Annotated in this window: 16 protein-coding genes; 5 read left to right on the plus strand and 11 right to left on the minus strand. The window is 71.1% G+C overall.

What is annotated here, in order from left to right; genetic code table 11:
• Window positions 1-190: 190 nt before the first annotated feature.
• From ON27_RS07540 to ON27_RS07550, 3 genes are all read right to left on the minus strand, one after another.
• Entirely contained in the window at window positions 191-760 is a 570-nt protein-coding gene (locus ON27_RS07540; protein ID WP_043721511.1) for a carboxymuconolactone decarboxylase family protein, read from the minus strand.
• 106 nt (window positions 761-866) lie between these two features.
• On the minus strand, window positions 867-1,244 hold the full coding sequence (locus ON27_RS07545; protein WP_043721513.1) for a nuclear transport factor 2 family protein: 378 nt from the start codon (window positions 1,242-1,244) through the stop codon (window positions 867-869).
• A gap of 39 nt (window positions 1,245-1,283) precedes the next feature.
• Window positions 1,284-2,063, minus strand: coding sequence for an AraC family transcriptional regulator (locus tag ON27_RS07550; RefSeq protein ID WP_043721516.1), 780 nt, complete (start codon window positions 2,061-2,063; stop codon window positions 1,284-1,286).
• Window positions 2,064-2,501: 438 nt separating this feature from the next.
• On the opposite strand from ON27_RS07550, the gene mihF reads away from it, so the two are divergent.
• Entirely contained in the window at window positions 2,502-2,816 is a 315-nt protein-coding gene (gene mihF / locus ON27_RS07555; RefSeq protein WP_029895202.1) for an integration host factor, actinobacterial type, read from the plus strand.
• A gap of 88 nt (window positions 2,817-2,904) precedes the next feature.
• Here mihF and ON27_RS39740 read toward each other — a convergent pair whose 3' ends face one another.
• The 4 genes from ON27_RS39740 to ON27_RS07575 all read right to left on the minus strand — a co-directional run bounded on the left by ON27_RS39740 (window position 2,905) and on the right by ON27_RS07575 (window position 8,117).
• The gene (locus ON27_RS39740; RefSeq protein WP_051046311.1) at window positions 2,905-3,444 is read right to left on the minus strand and encodes a hypothetical protein; all 540 of its coding nucleotides are present in this window, start codon (window positions 3,442-3,444) and stop codon (window positions 2,905-2,907) included.
• 80 nt (window positions 3,445-3,524) lie between these two features.
• Window positions 3,525-4,364, minus strand: coding sequence for a formate dehydrogenase accessory sulfurtransferase FdhD (gene fdhD / locus ON27_RS07565; protein WP_043721519.1), 840 nt, complete (start codon window positions 4,362-4,364; stop codon window positions 3,525-3,527).
• Window positions 4,361-6,667 carry an FdhF/YdeP family oxidoreductase gene (locus ON27_RS07570; RefSeq protein ID WP_043721522.1) on the minus strand — a complete coding sequence of 769 codons (2,307 nt, stop codon included), beginning with the start codon at window positions 6,665-6,667 and terminating at the stop codon, window positions 4,361-4,363. Before ON27_RS07570 ends, fdhD begins: the two co-directional genes overlap by 4 nt.
• A 289-nt stretch (window positions 6,668-6,956) precedes the next feature.
• Window positions 6,957-8,117 carry an FHA domain-containing protein gene (locus ON27_RS07575; RefSeq protein ID WP_043721525.1) on the minus strand — a complete coding sequence of 387 codons (1,161 nt, stop codon included), beginning with the start codon at window positions 8,115-8,117 and terminating at the stop codon, window positions 6,957-6,959.
• A gap of 431 nt (window positions 8,118-8,548) precedes the next feature.
• Between ON27_RS07575 and ON27_RS07580 the strand changes: the two genes are divergently transcribed.
• Window positions 8,549-9,217 carry a TetR/AcrR family transcriptional regulator gene (locus ON27_RS07580; protein ID WP_043721528.1) on the plus strand — a complete coding sequence of 223 codons (669 nt, stop codon included), beginning with the start codon at window positions 8,549-8,551 and terminating at the stop codon, window positions 9,215-9,217.
• A 43-nt stretch (window positions 9,218-9,260) separates the two neighbouring features.
• Window positions 9,261-9,794, plus strand: coding sequence for a GNAT family N-acetyltransferase (locus ON27_RS07585; protein WP_043721530.1), 534 nt, complete (start codon window positions 9,261-9,263; stop codon window positions 9,792-9,794).
• Here ON27_RS07585 and ON27_RS07590 read toward each other — a convergent pair.
• Together ON27_RS07590 and ON27_RS07595 are read right to left on the minus strand one after the other, a co-directional pair.
• Window positions 9,791-11,332, minus strand: coding sequence for a glycerol-3-phosphate dehydrogenase/oxidase (locus ON27_RS07590; protein WP_043721532.1), 1,542 nt, complete (start codon window positions 11,330-11,332; stop codon window positions 9,791-9,793). The two genes, ON27_RS07585 and ON27_RS07590, sit on opposite strands and share 4 nt — an antisense overlap.
• Before the next feature lie 43 nt (window positions 11,333-11,375).
• The gene (locus ON27_RS07595; RefSeq protein ID WP_043721534.1) at window positions 11,376-11,999 is read right to left on the minus strand and encodes a TetR/AcrR family transcriptional regulator; all 624 of its coding nucleotides are present in this window, start codon (window positions 11,997-11,999) and stop codon (window positions 11,376-11,378) included.
• Between the two features lie 177 nt (window positions 12,000-12,176).
• Here ON27_RS07595 and ON27_RS07600 point away from each other — a divergent pair, with 177 nt between their 5' ends.
• Complete coding sequence (locus ON27_RS07600; RefSeq protein ID WP_043721558.1) at window positions 12,177-13,754, plus strand: FAD-binding oxidoreductase; 1,578 nt, start codon at window positions 12,177-12,179, stop codon at window positions 13,752-13,754.
• Window positions 13,751-14,683 (plus strand): YegS/Rv2252/BmrU family lipid kinase, encoded by a 933-nt coding sequence (locus tag ON27_RS07605; protein ID WP_051046312.1) that lies wholly within the window; start codon window positions 13,751-13,753, stop codon window positions 14,681-14,683. Before ON27_RS07600 ends, ON27_RS07605 begins: the two co-directional genes overlap by 4 nt.
• A gap of 24 nt (window positions 14,684-14,707) precedes the next feature.
• Here the strand turns inward: ON27_RS07605 and ON27_RS07610 are convergent, their stop codons facing one another.
• Both ON27_RS07610 and ON27_RS07615 read right to left on the minus strand, forming a co-directional pair.
• A complete protein-coding gene (locus tag ON27_RS07610; RefSeq protein ID WP_245559846.1) occupies window positions 14,708-15,376 on the minus strand; it encodes an AAA family ATPase in 669 nt (222 codons plus the stop codon).
• Window positions 15,377-15,534: 158 nt separating this feature from the next.
• Window positions 15,535-16,128 carry a helix-turn-helix domain-containing protein gene (locus tag ON27_RS07615; RefSeq protein WP_043721537.1) on the minus strand — a complete coding sequence of 198 codons (594 nt, stop codon included), beginning with the start codon at window positions 16,126-16,128 and terminating at the stop codon, window positions 15,535-15,537.
• Window positions 16,129-16,268 lie beyond the last annotated feature (140 nt).

Genomic DNA, 16,268 nt, shown 5'->3' on the forward strand with positions numbered 1-16,268 from the left:
GGGGAACTCGAGAAACCGAAGACGCCGGCACGGTCCACCGTTCGGCCGAGCTCACTCGGCCGCAGCACGGCCAGGCGACGTCAACACCTCCTATTCTTAGTGCATTCCACGCCGCAGCGACAGTCCGGAGTGCCCGCGGCGCCGAAGTACCAGGTCGGGTCGTATCTTTCGCGCAGCGCCGCGGCTACTTTCAGGCCCAGGGCACCCGGCAGGAATCGGTGCTGAAACCCTGCGCGGTGATCCCGAGCGCCGAGTTGAACCGAGCACGTGAGTTTTCCAGCGCGATGTGATAGCTGAGCTCGACCACGCCGGCGCGGCCGAAACGCCGCTCGAGGTCGGCGACCTGCTCGTCGGTGACCGCGGTGGGCGTGGCGGTCATCGCGTCGGCGTAGGCGATGGCGGCGCGCTCGTCGTCGGAGTACAGCGGCGAGGTCGCGTAGTCCGCGATGTGCTCGAGCCGGGCGACGTCCAGTTCGCCCAGGCGCATGAGCATGGCGCCGAAGTCGACGCACCACGAGCAGCCGACCGTCCACGCCGTGCGGTAGACGGCGATCTCGCGGATGACGGCGGGCAGGGCAGTGCTGGCCTTGTCGACCATGGTCTCGTGCACCGCGTTGGCGGTGAGCAGTTTCGGGTGGTTGGCGGTGACGGCGAAGGGCTCCGGCACTTCCCGGAAGCGGCGCTTGGCCAGCCGGTACAGCAGCTTGGTCAGCGGTCCGGCTTGCTGCGGGGTGACGGCGGCGATACGGGTGGCGCCCATGGCGATCTCCTTCGATCAGCGGATGTGGTTCCTACTTCTCGGACGAGAGACCGTGCCGGAATGTGATGGGGCTGCGGTGTGACCTGGCGCACCCGGCCCCCGGCGGTCACTCGGGCTCGACCCGCATGTCCTCCTGGCTCCAGTAGGCGCGCATCCCGGTGATCCGGCCTTCCTCGTCGAACTGCATCACGTCGATCGGCGCGAGGACGAAGCGCTGCCCGCCGACCTTGGTGACGATGGTGAACGGGAACGCGGCCTGGTTGCCCGCGATCCTGATGTCCTCGGGCCGCAGCTCGGTCTCTCGATCGAGTGCGGCGATCACCTCGTAGAACTCGCGGATGGCGGCGTGGCCCCGCTTGGGCGGGGTGCCGACCGGGTCCTCCACGACGGCGTCGGGCGCGTACAAATTCACGATCTCCTCGGTCGGGCCGGAGCCCACCAGCTTGACGTACTGCTCGACCACGTCGCGGATCTGCTTGGCCATCGAGTCTCCTTCGAAGTGTAACGTGTTCTAGTTTTCAGCCTAGCAAGTTCGCCCGCCCGATTCGATCCCGTGCGCTCGATCCAGCACGACGATCCGGACTCCGGTGGCCAGCAGAGCGGTGGGCGACAGCCCGAACAGCGCGCGGAAAGCGTCGCTGAAATGGGACGGGCTGGCGAAGCCCGCGGCGGCCGACGCGACGGTGAGGTTCGCGCCTTCGGCGATCGCGCGCCCGGCGCCGAGCATCCTGGCCCACAGCCGGTACCTCCGGAACGAGGTGCCCGCCTGGGCCGCGAACAGGTGCAGGAATCGTGACTCGGACAGGTGCGCCGCCGCGGCGAACCGGTCGGCGGGAAGCTCGTGCGCGGGATGGGCCAGGAGGCTCGCCATCGCCGCGGCCACGCGGTCGTCCAGTGCGGGGACCGGCGCCGCCCCGACGAGTCGTGCCAGTGCGCACGGATCGGGACACCCGTTTCGCGCGGCCGCGCCGAGCGCGGTCTCCGCGCGGTGGGCGAGTCCGAATTCGTTGTCCCACTGGGTCATCAGGTCACGGCATGCCCGAGCATTGCGCGATCCGGGGTCCAGGTAGCAGAACATCATGTGATCGCCGCCCGCGACCACGCGGTGTACCCGGCGCGGTGGGATCAGCGCGCTGCGAACGGTGTGCGCTCTCTCATCGGCCTCGAGCGTGAACGGGGCGTCGACCCCGACGGCGAGGCAGTCGACCGCGGTCGAATGCGCCCCCAGGCGCAGCGACGGCCCGCGATAGATCGCTTGCCCAGCCCACAGCCACAGCGCCGCGGGCAAAGTGCTCGGGTCCATGCCGTCATGCTGTCACGGCCGGGTGAACCGCGACGGCCTCTGTTGTGCTACGCGAGTAGCGGCGCCACTCGGTACGGGCCGACTGCGCCGGATACGGGGGATCGCCGTTGATCCCCCCTGGTTCGCCGTTGAACCATGACCCGCGCTCGGTATCTGCTGACTCTGTCGCGGACGGCGCGTCAGGTGTTACCGCCCCGGTGCACGCGCCGCTGCGCGGCCTGCCGGGGTGCTCGGCGCACGCGGTGGCGCGGCGGTTCCTTTCGTCCTTTTCGCCCGTCCGGGGTCGGCCGTTCGCTGGTTCCGACGGCGTCAATCGAGGAAATTCCTCGCTATTTCCGCTGCTCGTGCCCGGTGTGTCGAGCTTGCGCTCCCGGTGCCGTGCTGTTTACTCGGTCCGGTCAACCAGATGTTCGAGTGACGAGTGGAAGCGGAGGAGACATGGCACTGCCTACCATGACCGCAGAGCAGCGCACCGAGGCCCTGGCCAAGGCGGCTGCGGTCCGCAAGGCACGCTCCGAACTGATCGGCAAGGTGAAGGCGGGCAAGGTCTCGGTCGCGGACCTGCTGAAGAAAGCCGACTCCGACGAGCTGGTCAAGAAGACCAAGGTGGCCGCGGTGATCAAGGCCCTGCCCGGTGTCGGCCCGGTGAAGGCCGCGAAGCTGATGGACCAGGCCGAGATCCCCGAGGACCGGCGCATCGGCGGTCTCGGCGCGCGGCAGCGCGCGGCGCTGCTGGATGCGCTGAAGGACTGACCGGCGGGCCTCGCCGTCATGGACGCACCGGATCACGCCCGTGGTGATCGCCCACGGGCGTCCCGGACTCGCCGGAGCGGATCGCCGATCAGCGGGACGCGCGGGGACGGCGGCGGGGAAAACGCACCGTGATCGGCTGCGGATCCGACAGGGGCAGATTCCCGCGCGGCGGTACCAGGACGCAGATCGCTCCGCCGACCACGAGCAGCAGCGCCGCGATCAGGCTGGCGGCGAAGCTCGCCCCGCCCATTCCGGCGGGCTTGTGCAGGACGTGGTAGAGGAAGTGGGGGACACCGAAGGTCAGCCAGCCCACGCCCGCTATCCGGGCCGCCGTCGTGCCGTCGACGACGAGCGCGGCGATCGTTACCGCGGTCAGCGCCAAGAAGAAGGCTCCGACGTCGGCTGCCAGATGATGGTTGTAGGGGCCGTCCGCCGCCACCCACCGGGCGCCGAACCCCGGAAAGCTGGTGTACCAGGAACGCGGCGCCAGCGTGGCCCACAGGCCGATGACGGCGCCCTGCACCGCCAAGACGGCCAGCACGATCCGCGTGAGCAGCAGGCGGCGGTACTGCTCGAACCGCATTCGTACCCGCAGGCCCTCGGAGTTGCCCTGCACCGAGATCCGCATCGGCCGCTCCGTTCCCGCCGAATCCGTTTCGGCTCCGTGCAGTCACGGTAAAACGCGTGCCCGGCGCGGGCAATAGTGAGTCAGGCCAACCGGGAACTCGCGCCGGGATCGGCGCGGATCCGCTCGGGGGTGCTGTAGACGTTCATGGTGTCGCCGCGCAGGAAACCGACCAGGGTCAGCCCGGCCTCGGCGGCGAGATCCACCGCCAGCGAACTCGGCGCCGAAACCGCGCCGAGCAGGGGAATCCCGGCCATGACGGCCTTCTGCACCAGCTCGAACGAGGCGCGCCCGCTCACGACGAGCACCAGATCATGGGCGGGAACGCGGGTTTCGCGCAGTGCCCAGCCGATCACCTTGTCCACCGCGTTGTGCCTGCCGATGTCCTCGCGGACCGCCAGCGCTTCGCCCTCGGCGGTGAACAGGCCCGCGGCGTGCAAGCCGCCGGTGACGTCGAACACCGATTGGCGATCGCGCAGCATGCCGGGCATGGCGGCCATGGCGCGGGTGTCCACCACGGGGCCGTCGGCCGGCAGCGGGAATCGGGTGCGGGTGCGCACCTCGTCCAGGGCCGTCTTGCCGCACAAGCCACAGGCTCCGGTGGTCAGGAAGGCCCGGGTCGGGACCGGGACGGGCGCGCGCAGGGTGACGTCGAGGACGTTGTAGGTGTTGCGGCCCTGGTCGTCGGTACCGGCGCAGTAGCGGGCCGCGACGATGTCCTCGGCGGAGCCGATCATGCCTTCGCCGAGCATGAATCCGTGCACCAGATCGATGTCGTCGCCGGGGGTGCGCATGGTGACCGTCAGCGATCGCCCGTCGACGCGGATCTCGAGTGGTTCCTCGACGGCGAGGGTGTCCGGACGCAGGATCTCCCCGGTGGGCGAGATCCGGCGCGTTCGGCGGCGGGCGGTGACGCGACTCATGCTCTGCCCTCGCCCGCGGCCTCGAACCGAACGGTCACCGCCTTGGAGACCGGAGTGTTCGACCGTTTCGCGACGTGCTCCAGCGGCACCAGCGGGTTGGTCTCGGGGTAGTAGGCCGCGGCGTTGCCTCGTGGGGTGGGGTAGGGCACGAGGCGGAAGCCTTCGACGCGGCGTTCGGTGCCGTCGATCCATTCGGAGACGACGTCGACCAGGTCGCCGTCGGCGAAGCCGAGTGCGGTGATGTCGTCGGGGTGCACCAGGACGACTTTGCGGCCGTTGTGGATGCCGCGGTAGCGGTCGTCGAGGCCGTAGATGGTGGTGTTGTACTGGTCGTGACTGCGCAGGGTTTGCAGGATCAGCTTGCCGTCGGGGACCGGCAGCCAGGTCAGTTCGTTGACCGCGAAGTTGGCTTTGCCGGTGGCGGTGCGGAATTCGCGGGCGTCGCGGGGCGGGTGGGGGAGCTGGAATCCGTTGCGGGCGCGAACTTTGGTGTTGTAGTCGGCGCAGCCGGGGACGACGCGGGCGATGGCGTCGCGGATGTGGTCGTAGTCGCGGGCGAAACGCGCCCACGGCACGGGGTGCTCGGGCGCGAAGAGCGCTCGGGCGAGTTCGCAGACGATGGCGACTTCGCTGCGCAGCTGGTCGCTGACCGGTTTCAGCCGCCCGGTGGACAGGTGCACCATCGACATCGAGTCCTCCACCGACACCTGATGTTTGGCGCCGTCGGGGGCGAGGTCGAGGTCGGTGCGCCCGAGCGTGGGCAGGATGAGCGCGGTGCGGCCGTGCACGACGTGGCTGCGGTTGAGTTTGGTGGAGACCTGCACGGTGAGCGCGCAGCCGCGCAGCGCGGCCTCGGTCACGGCGGTGTCGGGGGTGGCGGAGACGAAGTTGCCGCCCATGCCGAAGAAGACTTTCGCGCGTCCGTCGCGCATGGCGCGGATGGCCGCGACGGTGTCGAGGCCGTGCGCGCGCGGGCTGGTGATGCCGAACTCGCGATCGAGAGCGCCGAGGAAAGCCTCGGGCATCTTCTCCCAGATGCCCATGGTGCGGTCGCCCTGGACGTTGGAATGGCCGCGCACCGGGCACACGCCGGCGCCCGGCTTGCCGATCATGCCGCGCAACAGCAGCAGGTTGGTGGCCTCCTCGATGGTGGCCACGGCATGGGCTTGCTGGGTGAGGCCCATCGCCCAGCACAGGATGATGTTGCGCGACCGGGCGAACACCTCGGCGGTGTGCTCGAGTTCGGCCGTGCTGAGGCCCGTCGCTTCCAGTACGGTGTCGAGATCGACTGCGCGCGCGTGCTTTTCGTATTCGGCGTAGCCCGCGCAGTGGGCATCGACGAACGCCCGGTCGACGACTGTGCCCGGCGCGCGATCCTCGGCTTCCAGCAGTAGGCGGCCCAGCGCCTGGAACAGGGCCAGATCGCCGCCGAGGCGGATCTGCAAGAAGTCGTCGGCGATCTGCACGCCGGTGGTGACGCCTTTGACCGTCTGCGGATCGCGGAAGGCGAGCAGGCCGGTCTCCGGCAGCGGATTGACGGCGATGACGCGGGCGCCCCTGGCTTTGGCGGCGGCCAGCGCGCTGAGCATCCGCGGATGGTTGGTGCCCGGGTTCTGGCCCGCGACGACGATCAGGTCGGCCTCGGCGAAGTCATCGATGGAGACCGAGCCCTTGCCGATCCCGATCGAACCGAGCAGTGCGGCGCCGGAGGACTCGTGGCACATGTTGGAGCAGTCGGGCAGGTTGTTGGTGCCGTAGCTGCGCACCAGCAGTTGATACAGGAACGCGGTCTCGTTGCTGGTGCGGCCGGAGGTGTAGAACACCGCCTCGTCGGGCGAGTCCAGACCGCGCAGAGTGTCCGCGATCAACCGGTAGGCCTCGTCCCACGCGATGGGGGAGTAGTGGGTGTCACCGGGCCGCAGCACCATGGGGTGGGTCAGCCGCCCCTGCTGCCCCAGCCAGTAGCCGGACTTCTCGCTCAGTTCGGCGATCGAGTGCGCGGCGAAGAACTCCGGCGTGACCGTCCGCAGCGTGGCTTCCTCGGCGACCGCCTTCGCGCCGTTCTCGCAGAACTCCGCAGGCCTGCGGTGACCGGTCGGCTCCGGCCAAGCGCAGCCGGGGCAGTCGAAGCCGTGCACCTGATTCACCCGCGCCAACGTTCGGGCGGTCCGGATGACGCCCATCTCCTCGACCGAGCGCTTCAGCGCCACCCCCACCGCGGTGACGCCCGCGGCCTGCTTCTCGGGTGGGGTCACGGTCAGCTCGGACTCGTCGACGTCCCGGCTCGGTCCGTTTCGGTGCATGCCGCCATTGTCCTCCCCACGTCGCCGGGAGCGGCGGTGGACCGGCTACCTGCCGTCTCGACCGCAGCCGCCGCACGTCCCCGCGGAATTCGACTGCGCCCGTCGCACGTCGGGTGGGTCGAACTCGGGTGGCTGCGCAAGTCGGGGTCGAATCCAGGTGGCTGCGCATGTCGGGCGGGTCGAATCCGGGTGGCTGCGCAAGTCGGGCAGGTCGAATCCGGGTGGCTGCGCACGTCGGACGGGTCCGACTCGGGCGACAGCTTCCGCACGGGTCGGCACCCGCCGGATGTCAGGAACGACGGCGCGCGCCCGCGCTGTCGGCCATGCCTGTGCGCTGGTCGTCGCCGCGGTAGGTGAGCACTCGCTCGCTGACGCGGACGCGCCAGCCCGGCGGCAGTTCGGTCGGGGACGCGCTGATCCGGGTCCACTGATCGGTGCCGGGCGCGGCGATGAAGGTGCCCGAGGTGGCCGCGGCGTCCCGGACGTACACCTTGCCGCCGTCGACCGACACGTAGGCGTGCACGCGGGAGACGTGGCGGTCGCGCTGGATGACGATCGGGGCGGCGGTGGCGGCACGGACCGATTCGTCCACCTGCGGCCCCCGCCCGATGACATAGGCGCGGTTCAACGGGTAGGCGGCGCCGTCTTCGGTGACCAGGGCGCCGACAGCGGCGTCTCCAGGCGGGTGCGTCACCCGCGTCCCACCGTTTCCCGGTGCTTTGCGCAGCGCGATCGGCTCGTGCGCGGGCTGCACTTGGGACCACGCGAGCGGCCGGTCCGTGGCGGGCCGGGGCGGACGCGGTTTGGCGAGGGGACGCGCCGACTCGGTCGGCCGGACGGGCGGCGCCGGGGGCACGACCGCCTCCGACGCGCCGGTCGGTTCGGGCATCGCGGCGAAGCCGGCCGCGGCCGTCGGCTCCGGCTCGCCCGGTGCGGAAGCCTCGGACGCCCGGGGCTCGACGGTCTTCCCGGCGCTTCGCACGGCGGCGTGCAGGACGAAGCCGCCGCCGGGGACCACGCCGGCGCGCAGGTCGGTGCGGGGCAGCGCGGCCGGTGGCGCGCCGGCGCCCGCGCCGATCGTGATGCGGCGCACGGGTTCGCGCACGATCTCGTCCACCCAGGTGAACGCACGGCCGCCGTCGAGGCGGCGAGTGCCCTCCGCGCCGTGGATCTCCGCGATCACGGGTCCGCGCAGGAGGATCAGCATGCCGTCGCCGGTAGGGGCGACGACGCCGAACGGCGGCGGCTGGACCGTGCTGCCGAAGATCACCGCGGCGAGGCGCTGCGCCAGCGCGGCGCCGGGGTGCTCGCCCTCGGCGACGGCTTCGATGGTGCCGAGTATGCGGTCGGTGGAGGTGGTTTCGGCACCGAGATAAGCGACGACCGCACCGAAGCGGGCGACCAGCCCGTCGCCCGGTGCGACACCAACGGTGGACGGTTTCTTGCGCACCCGCGCCCTCCTTCCCGGCGCACTACCGGCATACCGAAGCCAGCATAGAGCGTCGGTAGCGACCGAACCGGGGTCTCGCGCCATCGCGAATCCGAGTCGGGGGACGCTCGAATGCGCGGTCCGGTCCTCGAATCACGCGCTGCCGCGCGCGTTCTCGCGAGGGCCGCTGCCCGCCTGGGCGACGGCTGTGAGCTGGGGATTGTGGTCTTTTCCGCAGCAACAGGTAGCCATGCATGTCATGTGCCGCTGTGTCGACGGCCACAGGGCGGGAATTTCGAGTATCGGTTTCGTTGCCGACCACCGCCAGGCAGCCTGCGCTCCCGCTGAAGTCGTATGTCCGTTTGCGACTACTCGGCTCGCTCAGCGCGCACTGCGCGAGCACGGGCCCGCGACCTCACCCGAACGGCGTTCGTCCTGGTTATGCTCGGCCCATGTGCGCAGCCGTCAGCCGCCGGTCCCGTCCGGCCAAAGCCCCGCTCAGTCGTGCGGCGATCATCGAGACCGGCCTGCGCATCCTGGACCGGGACGGGGCGGCGGCGCTGACGATGCGCCGGGTGGCGCAGGAACTGGACACCGGCGCCGCCTCTCTGTACGTCTACCTCGCCAATCGCGACGATCTGCTGGCCGCCATGCTCGACCATGTCCTCGGCGGCGTCCCGGAACCCGCCGGAGCGGATTGGCGGCAGCGGCTCACCGCGCTTGCCGATGCCATGGTCGCGGCGATGAGCAGGCACGAAGGGCTGGCGCTCGTCGCGCTCGGAACCGTTCCGAGCAGCCCGAACGCGTTGCGGCTGGTGGAATTCATGCTCGGCTCCCTCATCGAGGCGGGACTGGACGATCGCACCGCGGCGTGGGCGGTGGACCTGCTCTTCCTGCACATCACCGCGTCGGCGGCCGAGCAGAGCGCGCACAACGTCGGCGGCGGCACCGAGCAGGAGTACCTCGCCGCGATGCGGCGGCGCTTCGCCGAGCTGCCCGCCGACCGCTATCCGACGGTCGTGGCCATGCGGGAGGCTCTGCTGACCGGCGACGGCGACGCGCGCGCCGCCTGGGCGACGCGGGTGCTGCTCAACGGCATCCTCGCCACCCGGGCGGAGTGAAATTCGCTGGTCCACGCAACTGCCGCCGACGCAGAATAATCCGGTGATCCGTCCGGCGACGACCGAAGACCTCCCCGTGCTGCGAGACATCGAACGCGCGGCGGGCAAGCCGTTCGCGGAGATCGGCATGACGGCCGTGGCCGACGACGAACCTCCGTCGCTCGCAACGCTGCGCGAGTTCCAGCGAGCCGGGCGCGCATGGGTGTGGACCGACGACGACGTGCCGATCGCGTATCTGCTGCTGGGGGTGGTCGACGGGAACGCTCATATCGAGCAGGTCTCGGTGCACCCCGACGGCGCCGGGCGCCGGATCGGCAAGCGCCTGATCGACCGGGCCGCCCGCTGGGCGGCTGCCGAGGGCCTGCCCGCGATGACGTTGACCACGTTCACCGAAGTCCCTTGGAACGGCCCGTATTACCAGCGCCTCGGCTTCCGGTACCTCTCCACGGAGGAGGAGACGCCTGGGCTGGCCGCCCTGCGGGCCGCTGAACGTGACCATGGCCTCGACCGCTGGCCGCGTGCGTGCATGCGCGCGGAACTGTCCGATTGGTCGATGGACCCAGCCGCGCCACGCTAGGTGAGTGCGCGCGCGGCCGCGGCGGCCGCGGCGGCCCGGTCTTCCGGAACCAAGCCGATGCGCGTGCGCCGATCCAGCAGATCCTCGGCGTCGAGCGCGCCTTCGTGGGAGACCGCGAACGCGAATTCGGCGCCGAGCACGTCGATTCCGGGCGCGACCGGTTCGGCCAGGGCCGGGTCACGGCGTGCCGCGGCCAGCACTGCGGCGGCCTCGCTGCCGTAGCGTTCGATCAGCACGGGCGGGGCGTCGACGCGGTCGCGCGCCGCGCCGGAGACCGCCCCGACCAAAGGGAGCCGCCGGGTGCGGCACGGCCCCGCGGCGAGACCGCCGTGCGCGACCGCGGCGTCGATCACGTCCTCGGCCATCTTCCGGTAGGTGGTGAGCTTGCCGCCGACGACGGTGACGATCCCGGTCGGCGCGCGCAGCACCGCGTGCTCCCGGGAGATGTCGGACGTGCTGTCGTCGGCGGTCTGCAACAGTGGACGCAATCCGGCGTACGAGCCGCGCATATCGTCGCGGGTCAGTGGTTCACGCAAGGCGGGGTTGATGGTGTCGAGCAGGAAATCGATCTCGCCGTCGGTGGGCTTCGGCTCGTCGGGCACCGGTCCCGGCGCGTCCTCGTCGGTCAATCCCAGGTACACCCGGCCGTGCGCGGCGGGGAAGGCGAAGACGAAGCGGCCGATGCTGCCGGGCACCGGCACGGTCAGCGCGGCGGTGAGGCCCCCGAAGGACTCCGCGGAGAACACCAGGTGCGTGCCGCGGCTCGGCCGCAGCCGGATGCTCGGATCCACCTGGTCGGCCCAGACGCCGGTGGCATTCACCACGGTGCGCGGTCGCACCGCGAGGGTCTCGCCGGTGCGAGTGTCGCGCAGGGTCGCCGAATTCCCGGACACCGACAGCGCTTCGACCCGGGTGAGCACCCGCGCGCCGTGCGCGGCCGCGGTGCGCGCCAGCGCGACTACCAGGCGCGCGTCGTCCACCAATTGCCCGTCCCACGCCTGTAGCCCGCCGCGCAGGTCCGCGCGGCGCACGGTCGGCGCCAGCCGCACCGCCTCGGCGGCGGTGACGCGCCGGGACCGGGGCAGGATGGCAGCCGGGGTGCCCGCGCCGCGCCGCAGCAGGTCGCCCGCCAGGAAACCGGCCCGCACCAGGGCGGCTTGCGCGCCGCCGACACCCGGCAGCAGTGGCACCAGCTGCGGCAGCGGGCGCACCAGATGCGGCGCCGTGGTGCGCATCAGGATGCCGCGTTCCACCGCGCTCTCGTGGGCGATGCCGACGCGCCCGCCGGCCAGGTAGCGCAGGCCGCCGTGCACCAGTTTGGAACTCCAGCGGCTGGTGCCGAAGGCCAGATCCCGGCGCTCCACCAGCACGGTTCGCAGCCCGCGGGCGGCGGCGTCCAGGGCGGCGCCCGCGCCGGTGACGCCGCCGCCGATCACCAGCACGTCGATCTCGGCCCCGTCGCCGAGCCGGGCCAGGTCCTCGGCCCGGCGGGCGGCGTTCAACGCGGAGTCTCCGGTGTGGCTCGAAATCTTGTCCATCACAATGCCTTTCCGATCGAGCGGGAAGCGTTCCAGCGCGCGCTCATCGCGGTCCGTCGCCGTCTGCGGCCGCGTGATCGCCGAGGTAGCCGTCGATCGCGCGGCGGAGTTCGGCGTCGAGGTGCGCGCCGGACAGCAACGCCGCGACGGTGCCCGCCGACTGCACTGCCGACTGGGCGATCAGCAGCAGCATCGTGGCCATCCGCTCCGGATCGCCGTCGCGAATGGAGCCGTCCCGCTGGCCTTCCCGGATGCCCGCCGCGAACAGCTCGATCAGAGTGCGCTGGTTGCGCCCGAGCCGGCCGAAGACATAGGTGAGCATCAGGTCGGTGTCGGTGCGGAAGATCTTGTCGAACAACGGATTGGACCGGATCGTCGCCGCTCCCGCGACCACGCCCTCGACCAGCCTGGTGCGCGCGTCGCCTACGGTCGGCATGGTCGCGGCCACGATGCCGCGCAGCTCGCGGACCAGCAGCTCGGCCACCAGCGCGCCGGTGTCGGGCCAGCGGCGGTAGACGGTCGGCCTGCTGACGCCCGCACGGCGCGCCACCTCGGTGAGCGTGGTGCGGCGCACGCCGAACTCCTGCACGCAGGCGCGGGCCGCGTCGAGGATCGCCAGGTCGATCGCGGAGAGCGTGGTCTCGGCGGAGTCGTCAGGAGCGCTCAAGGTGTCACCACCGGGGGTCGATGGGTCGGCGGGCCGCCGACCAGGAGAAACGGGTGCAATGCTTGTTACTGATTGACATTCTATGTCAAACTGTAACGCATGGTGGAGACGCAACAGCACACCGGTGGCGGTCCGGCGGTCCCGGTGGGGACCGGCGACAGCGGATCGACGGCGGATATGGTCTGGGACGCCTGGGGTGTCCCGGCTGGGCACCAGGCACTTCCGGAACGAATCCGCGGTCTGCTGACGCAGGTCTTCGGAGTGTCCGGCAACCCGGTGGCGCGCCGCGATGAGGGCGACGTGCCGCTGCGTGAATCGGCGCTGCCACAGGCGCGGCGAGCCGGGTTGATCGAGGTGGTCGGCGCCGGCAACGTGTCGGCCGAGCACCGCGATAGGTTGCGGCACGCCGGGGGGAAGAGTACGCCGGATCTGCTGCGCCGCCGGGCGAACAGCCCGCAGGACGCACCGGACGCGGTCGTCTTCCCCGCCGATCACGATCAGGTTCTCGCCGTGCTGGCCTACTGCGCGGAGCACGCCGTGGCGGTGGTCCCGTTCGGCGGCGGCACCAGCGTGGTCGGCGGTGTCGATCCCGTGCGCGGTCGCTTCGACGCCGTGATAGCGCTGGACCTGCGCAGGCTCGACGGCGTCACCGACATCGATCCGGTCAGCGGCACCGTCACGCTCGGCGCGGGACTCACCGGTCCGCGCGCGGAGGAACTGCTGGGCGGGCACGGCCTTTCCCTCGGCCACTTCCCGCAGAGTTTCGAGTTCGCCACCATCGGCGGCTTCGCCGCGACCAGGTCGTCCGGCCAGGCATCGGCGGGTTACGGCCGGTTCGACGACATGGTGCAGCGGGTGCGGATCGCCACGCCCACCGGCACGCTGCACCTCGGCCGCGCCCCCGCCTCGGCGGCGGGCCCGGACCTGCGCGAGTTGTTCGTCGGTTCGGAAGGCACGCTCGGTGTGATCACCGAGGTCACCGTGCGGGTGCACCCGATCCCGGAAACCGTCGCGTACCAGGCGTGGTCGTTCCCCGACTTCGCGACCGGCGCCGCCGCCTTGCGCTCGGTGGTGCAGGCGGGCGCGGCGCCGACCGTGCTCCGGCTCTCCGACGAGGCGGAGACCGGGATCAACCTCGCTCGCTCCGGCGATATCGGCGGCAACCCGGTCGCCGGATGCCTGGCCGTCACCACGTTCGAAGGCAGTGCGGCGCATGTCGCCGCGCGTAGCGCCGAGGCTGCCGCTCTGCTGGCCGCGGCGGGCGGTCGCCCTCTCGGTGAGACACCGGCCCGGGAGTGGGAACACGGACGTTTCGCCGCGCCGTACCTGCGCGACGCGCTGCTGGATGTCGGCGTGCTCTGCGAAACGCTGGAAACCGCCACCAGCTGGCGCGATCTGAGCGCCCTGAAAGCGAAGGTGACCGCGGCGCTGACCGACGCGCTCGGCGCGCAGGGAACCCCGCCCCTGGTCATGTGCCACATCTCGCACACCTACCCGACCGGCGCGTCGCTGTACTTCACCGTCGTCGCCAAGCAACTCGACGACCCGCTGCCCCAGTGGCGGGCCGCCAAGCGCGCCGCGGGCGACGCCATCGTCGCGGCGGGCGGCACCATCACCCATCACCACGCGGTGGGCACCGACCACCGTCCCTGGGTGCCGGACGAGGTGGGCGACCTCGGTGTGCGCGTGCTGCGCGCGGTGAAGGCCGAACTCGACCCCGCGGGCATCCTGAATCCCGGAAAGCTGGTGCCGTGACCGAGTATTCGCCGGTGCGCAGGATCACCGTGGTGACCAATCCGCACGGCAGGGGAGGCGACGCGGCGAGCGTCGCGATCGCCCGCCTGCGTGCGGGCGGCGCCGAGATCACCGAAGTGTGTGCCCCCTCGGCCGCCGAAACGGTTCGCCAGGTGCGGGATTCGGTCACAGCGGCGACACCGGATGCCGTGGTGTGTGTCGGCGGCGACGGCCTGATCAACGTGACGCTGCCCGCCGTCGCCGAGACCGGCGTCCCGCTCGGCATGGTTCCCGCGGGCACCGGCAACGATCTGGCCAGGGAACTCGGTGTGCCGACCGACGACCCGATCGCCGCCGCCGCGCTGGTGTTGCGCGGGCAGACCAAGACGATCGATCTCGGGCGGATCGAGTCTTCGGGGCCGCCGATGTGGTTCGCCACGGTGACCGGCACCGGATTCGACGCGCGAGTCACCCTGCGCGCCAACGCGATGCGCTGGCCTAAGGGCAGGCTGCGTTACACCGTCGCCGCGCTGGCGGAGATCTCCGGGCGCTTCACCGTGCCCTATCGGGTCGAGTTGGCCGGCGCGGTGACCGAGGGACTGACCAATCCCGGTGCGGGCTCGCTGCTGGAGACCGAGGCGGTGATGGTCGCGGTCGGCAATACCCGTACCTATGGCGGCGGCATGCTGATCTGCCCGGACGCGGTCATGGACGACGGACTGCTGGACCTTACCGTGGTCGGCGCGCTGTCGCGCGTGAAGATGCTGCGCCTGCTGCCCGCGCTGTCGGCGGGCAAACGTCAGGATCATCCGGAGGTCAAGCAGTTTCGCGCCGCGGCCGTCACGCTCAGCGCGGCGGGCGCGCCCGCGACCGCGGACGGCGAACCGGCGGGCACGCTGCCGATCACCATCCGCGCGGTACCCGCCGCGCTGACCGTCCTGGTGCCCTGACCGCCACGGCGGGGCGCGTACCGGTCAGGCGAACGTCACGCAGCGCAGCCGGTCCACGGCCGCGCGGTCGACGATGACGACCGATCGTGACGCACCGGCCGGCGACCGGTGCTCGGTCACCACCGCGCGCATGAGCTGCCGCCAGCGCCGCACGTGCAAGCGGAAGGCGACGTGATTGATCCGCCTGCCGCGGCTGTGCTGGCCCGCGCGGGCCACCGCGGCGGGCACGTCGAGCATGAGCAGGTGCAGTTCGCGGTCCGCCGCCCAGCGCGCGATCAGTGCCCGCGCCCAGCCGAACGTGGCGCAGTCGTGGATGACCACCGGTCCGGTGACCTCGCGCAACGCGGTGCGGATCGCCAGAAAGTGCGCGGCGTGCACCAGCGGACGCCACAGCAGGTAGGGCAGCCACCACAGCCGGGGTCGCCAGCGGTTGCGCGCCTGCATCGAGTCGAGCACCAGCACCCCGGTGTCGCTGCGCGACGGCGCGCTGGCCGCCGAGTCGGCGCCGAAGAACTTGCGCAGCGCGGTGCTCTTGCCCGCACCGGGGACGCCTGCGACGATCAGCGCGGCCGTGACCGGATACCGGATCTCCTCGATGGCGTGACCGCGCAGATCGTGCAGCGTGTCGGGGACCAGGATCGGCAGCCGGGGTTCCGGGGCGGCGGCGGGCCCGGCTTCGAGCGGGGGGTTCACCTCTCCCAGCGTCCGCAACGAACGCGAGTTCGGCAACCGGGAAAACCCTGGTTTCGCCGGAGAATTCAGCGGAGGGGGCGCGCCTGTCGTTTCCATCCTCCCCAGGGTCCTCAGGTTGCCCGTTTCGGGCAATATCGGACATTTCGGACAATGGCGCGTTACTCGCGTTTTCGGCCCGCCGATCGAGCGCGAAGATGCATTCGTTCGCCCTGGGACCCGAAAAGGCTCAGGATTTCCACCGGGCCCCGGCCCGCGCTGCCGAACCAATGCGGTTGCCGGGTGTCGAATTCCGCTGCCTCGCCCGGTCCGAGCACGAGGTCGTGCTCGCCGAGCACCAGCCGGAGCCGTCCGGACAACACGTAGAGCCACTCGAAACCCTCGTGCACCTTCGGGTCGGGTTCGCCGCGGTCGGGCGGGATGACGATCTTGAACGCCTGCAGCGGCCCCGGCTGCCTGGTGAGCGGAACGATGGTGAACCCGTTCATCTTTCGCGCCGTGGTGTGCACTCGCGGATCGGCGATCTTGGGCGCGGCGACCAGCTCGTCCAGCGGCACCTGATGGGCCATCGCGATCGGCAGCAGCAACTCCAGGCTGGCCTTGCGCTGACCGGACTCCAGTCGCGAGAGCGTGCTCTTGGAGATGCCGGTGCTCTCCGCCAGCGCGGTGAGCGTTACGTCGCGGCGGGTGCGCAGCGCCTTGAGTCGTGGGCCGATGTCGGCGAGAGCCTGTGTGATGGCCGGTGGGGTGGACATGTCACCAGTGCATCGCGTTTTCCCGTTTTTGGCAATATTCGTTGCTGAACTCGCCTGGCGGTCGGCACTCTGTCGGTGGAGGTGATCGCGAATGAGCGAAACATATGACGTGGTGATCGTGGGCGGCGGCGCGGCGGGGC

This window comes from Nocardia asiatica NBRC 100129, from assembly GCF_000308415.1.
In the GTDB taxonomy this organism is placed as follows: domain Bacteria; phylum Actinomycetota; class Actinomycetes; order Mycobacteriales; family Mycobacteriaceae; genus Nocardia; species Nocardia asiatica.

What these genes read in the sequence shown, in the direction of transcription:
- ON27_RS07570 (WP_043721522.1), bottom strand. Translation starts at nt 6,667, where the DNA reads ATGCACCGAAACGGACCGAGCCGGGACGTCGACGAGTCCGAGCTGACC.
- ON27_RS07550 (WP_043721516.1), bottom strand. Translation starts at nt 2,063, where the DNA reads ATGGACCCGAGCACTTTGCCCGCGGCGCTGTGGCTGTGGGCTGGGCAA.
- fdhD (WP_043721519.1), bottom strand. Translation starts at nt 4,364, where the DNA reads ATGAGTCGCGTCACCGCCCGCCGCCGAACGCGCCGGATCTCGCCCACC.
- ON27_RS07600 (WP_043721558.1), top strand. Translation starts at nt 12,177, where the DNA reads ATGGTCTGGGACGCCTGGGGTGTCCCGGCTGGGCACCAGGCACTTCCG.
- mihF (WP_029895202.1), top strand. Translation starts at nt 2,502, where the DNA reads ATGGCACTGCCTACCATGACCGCAGAGCAGCGCACCGAGGCCCTGGCC.
- ON27_RS39740 (WP_051046311.1), bottom strand. Translation starts at nt 3,444, where the DNA reads ATGCGGATCTCGGTGCAGGGCAACTCCGAGGGCCTGCGGGTACGAATG.
- ON27_RS07580 (WP_043721528.1), top strand. Translation starts at nt 8,549, where the DNA reads ATGTGCGCAGCCGTCAGCCGCCGGTCCCGTCCGGCCAAAGCCCCGCTC.
- ON27_RS07590 (WP_043721532.1), bottom strand. Translation starts at nt 11,332, where the DNA reads ATGGACAAGATTTCGAGCCACACCGGAGACTCCGCGTTGAACGCCGCC.
- ON27_RS07615 (WP_043721537.1), bottom strand. Translation starts at nt 16,128, where the DNA reads ATGTCCACCCCACCGGCCATCACACAGGCTCTCGCCGACATCGGCCCA.
- ON27_RS07545 (WP_043721513.1), bottom strand. Translation starts at nt 1,244, where the DNA reads ATGGCCAAGCAGATCCGCGACGTGGTCGAGCAGTACGTCAAGCTGGTG.
- ON27_RS07540 (WP_043721511.1), bottom strand. Translation starts at nt 760, where the DNA reads ATGGGCGCCACCCGTATCGCCGCCGTCACCCCGCAGCAAGCCGGACCG.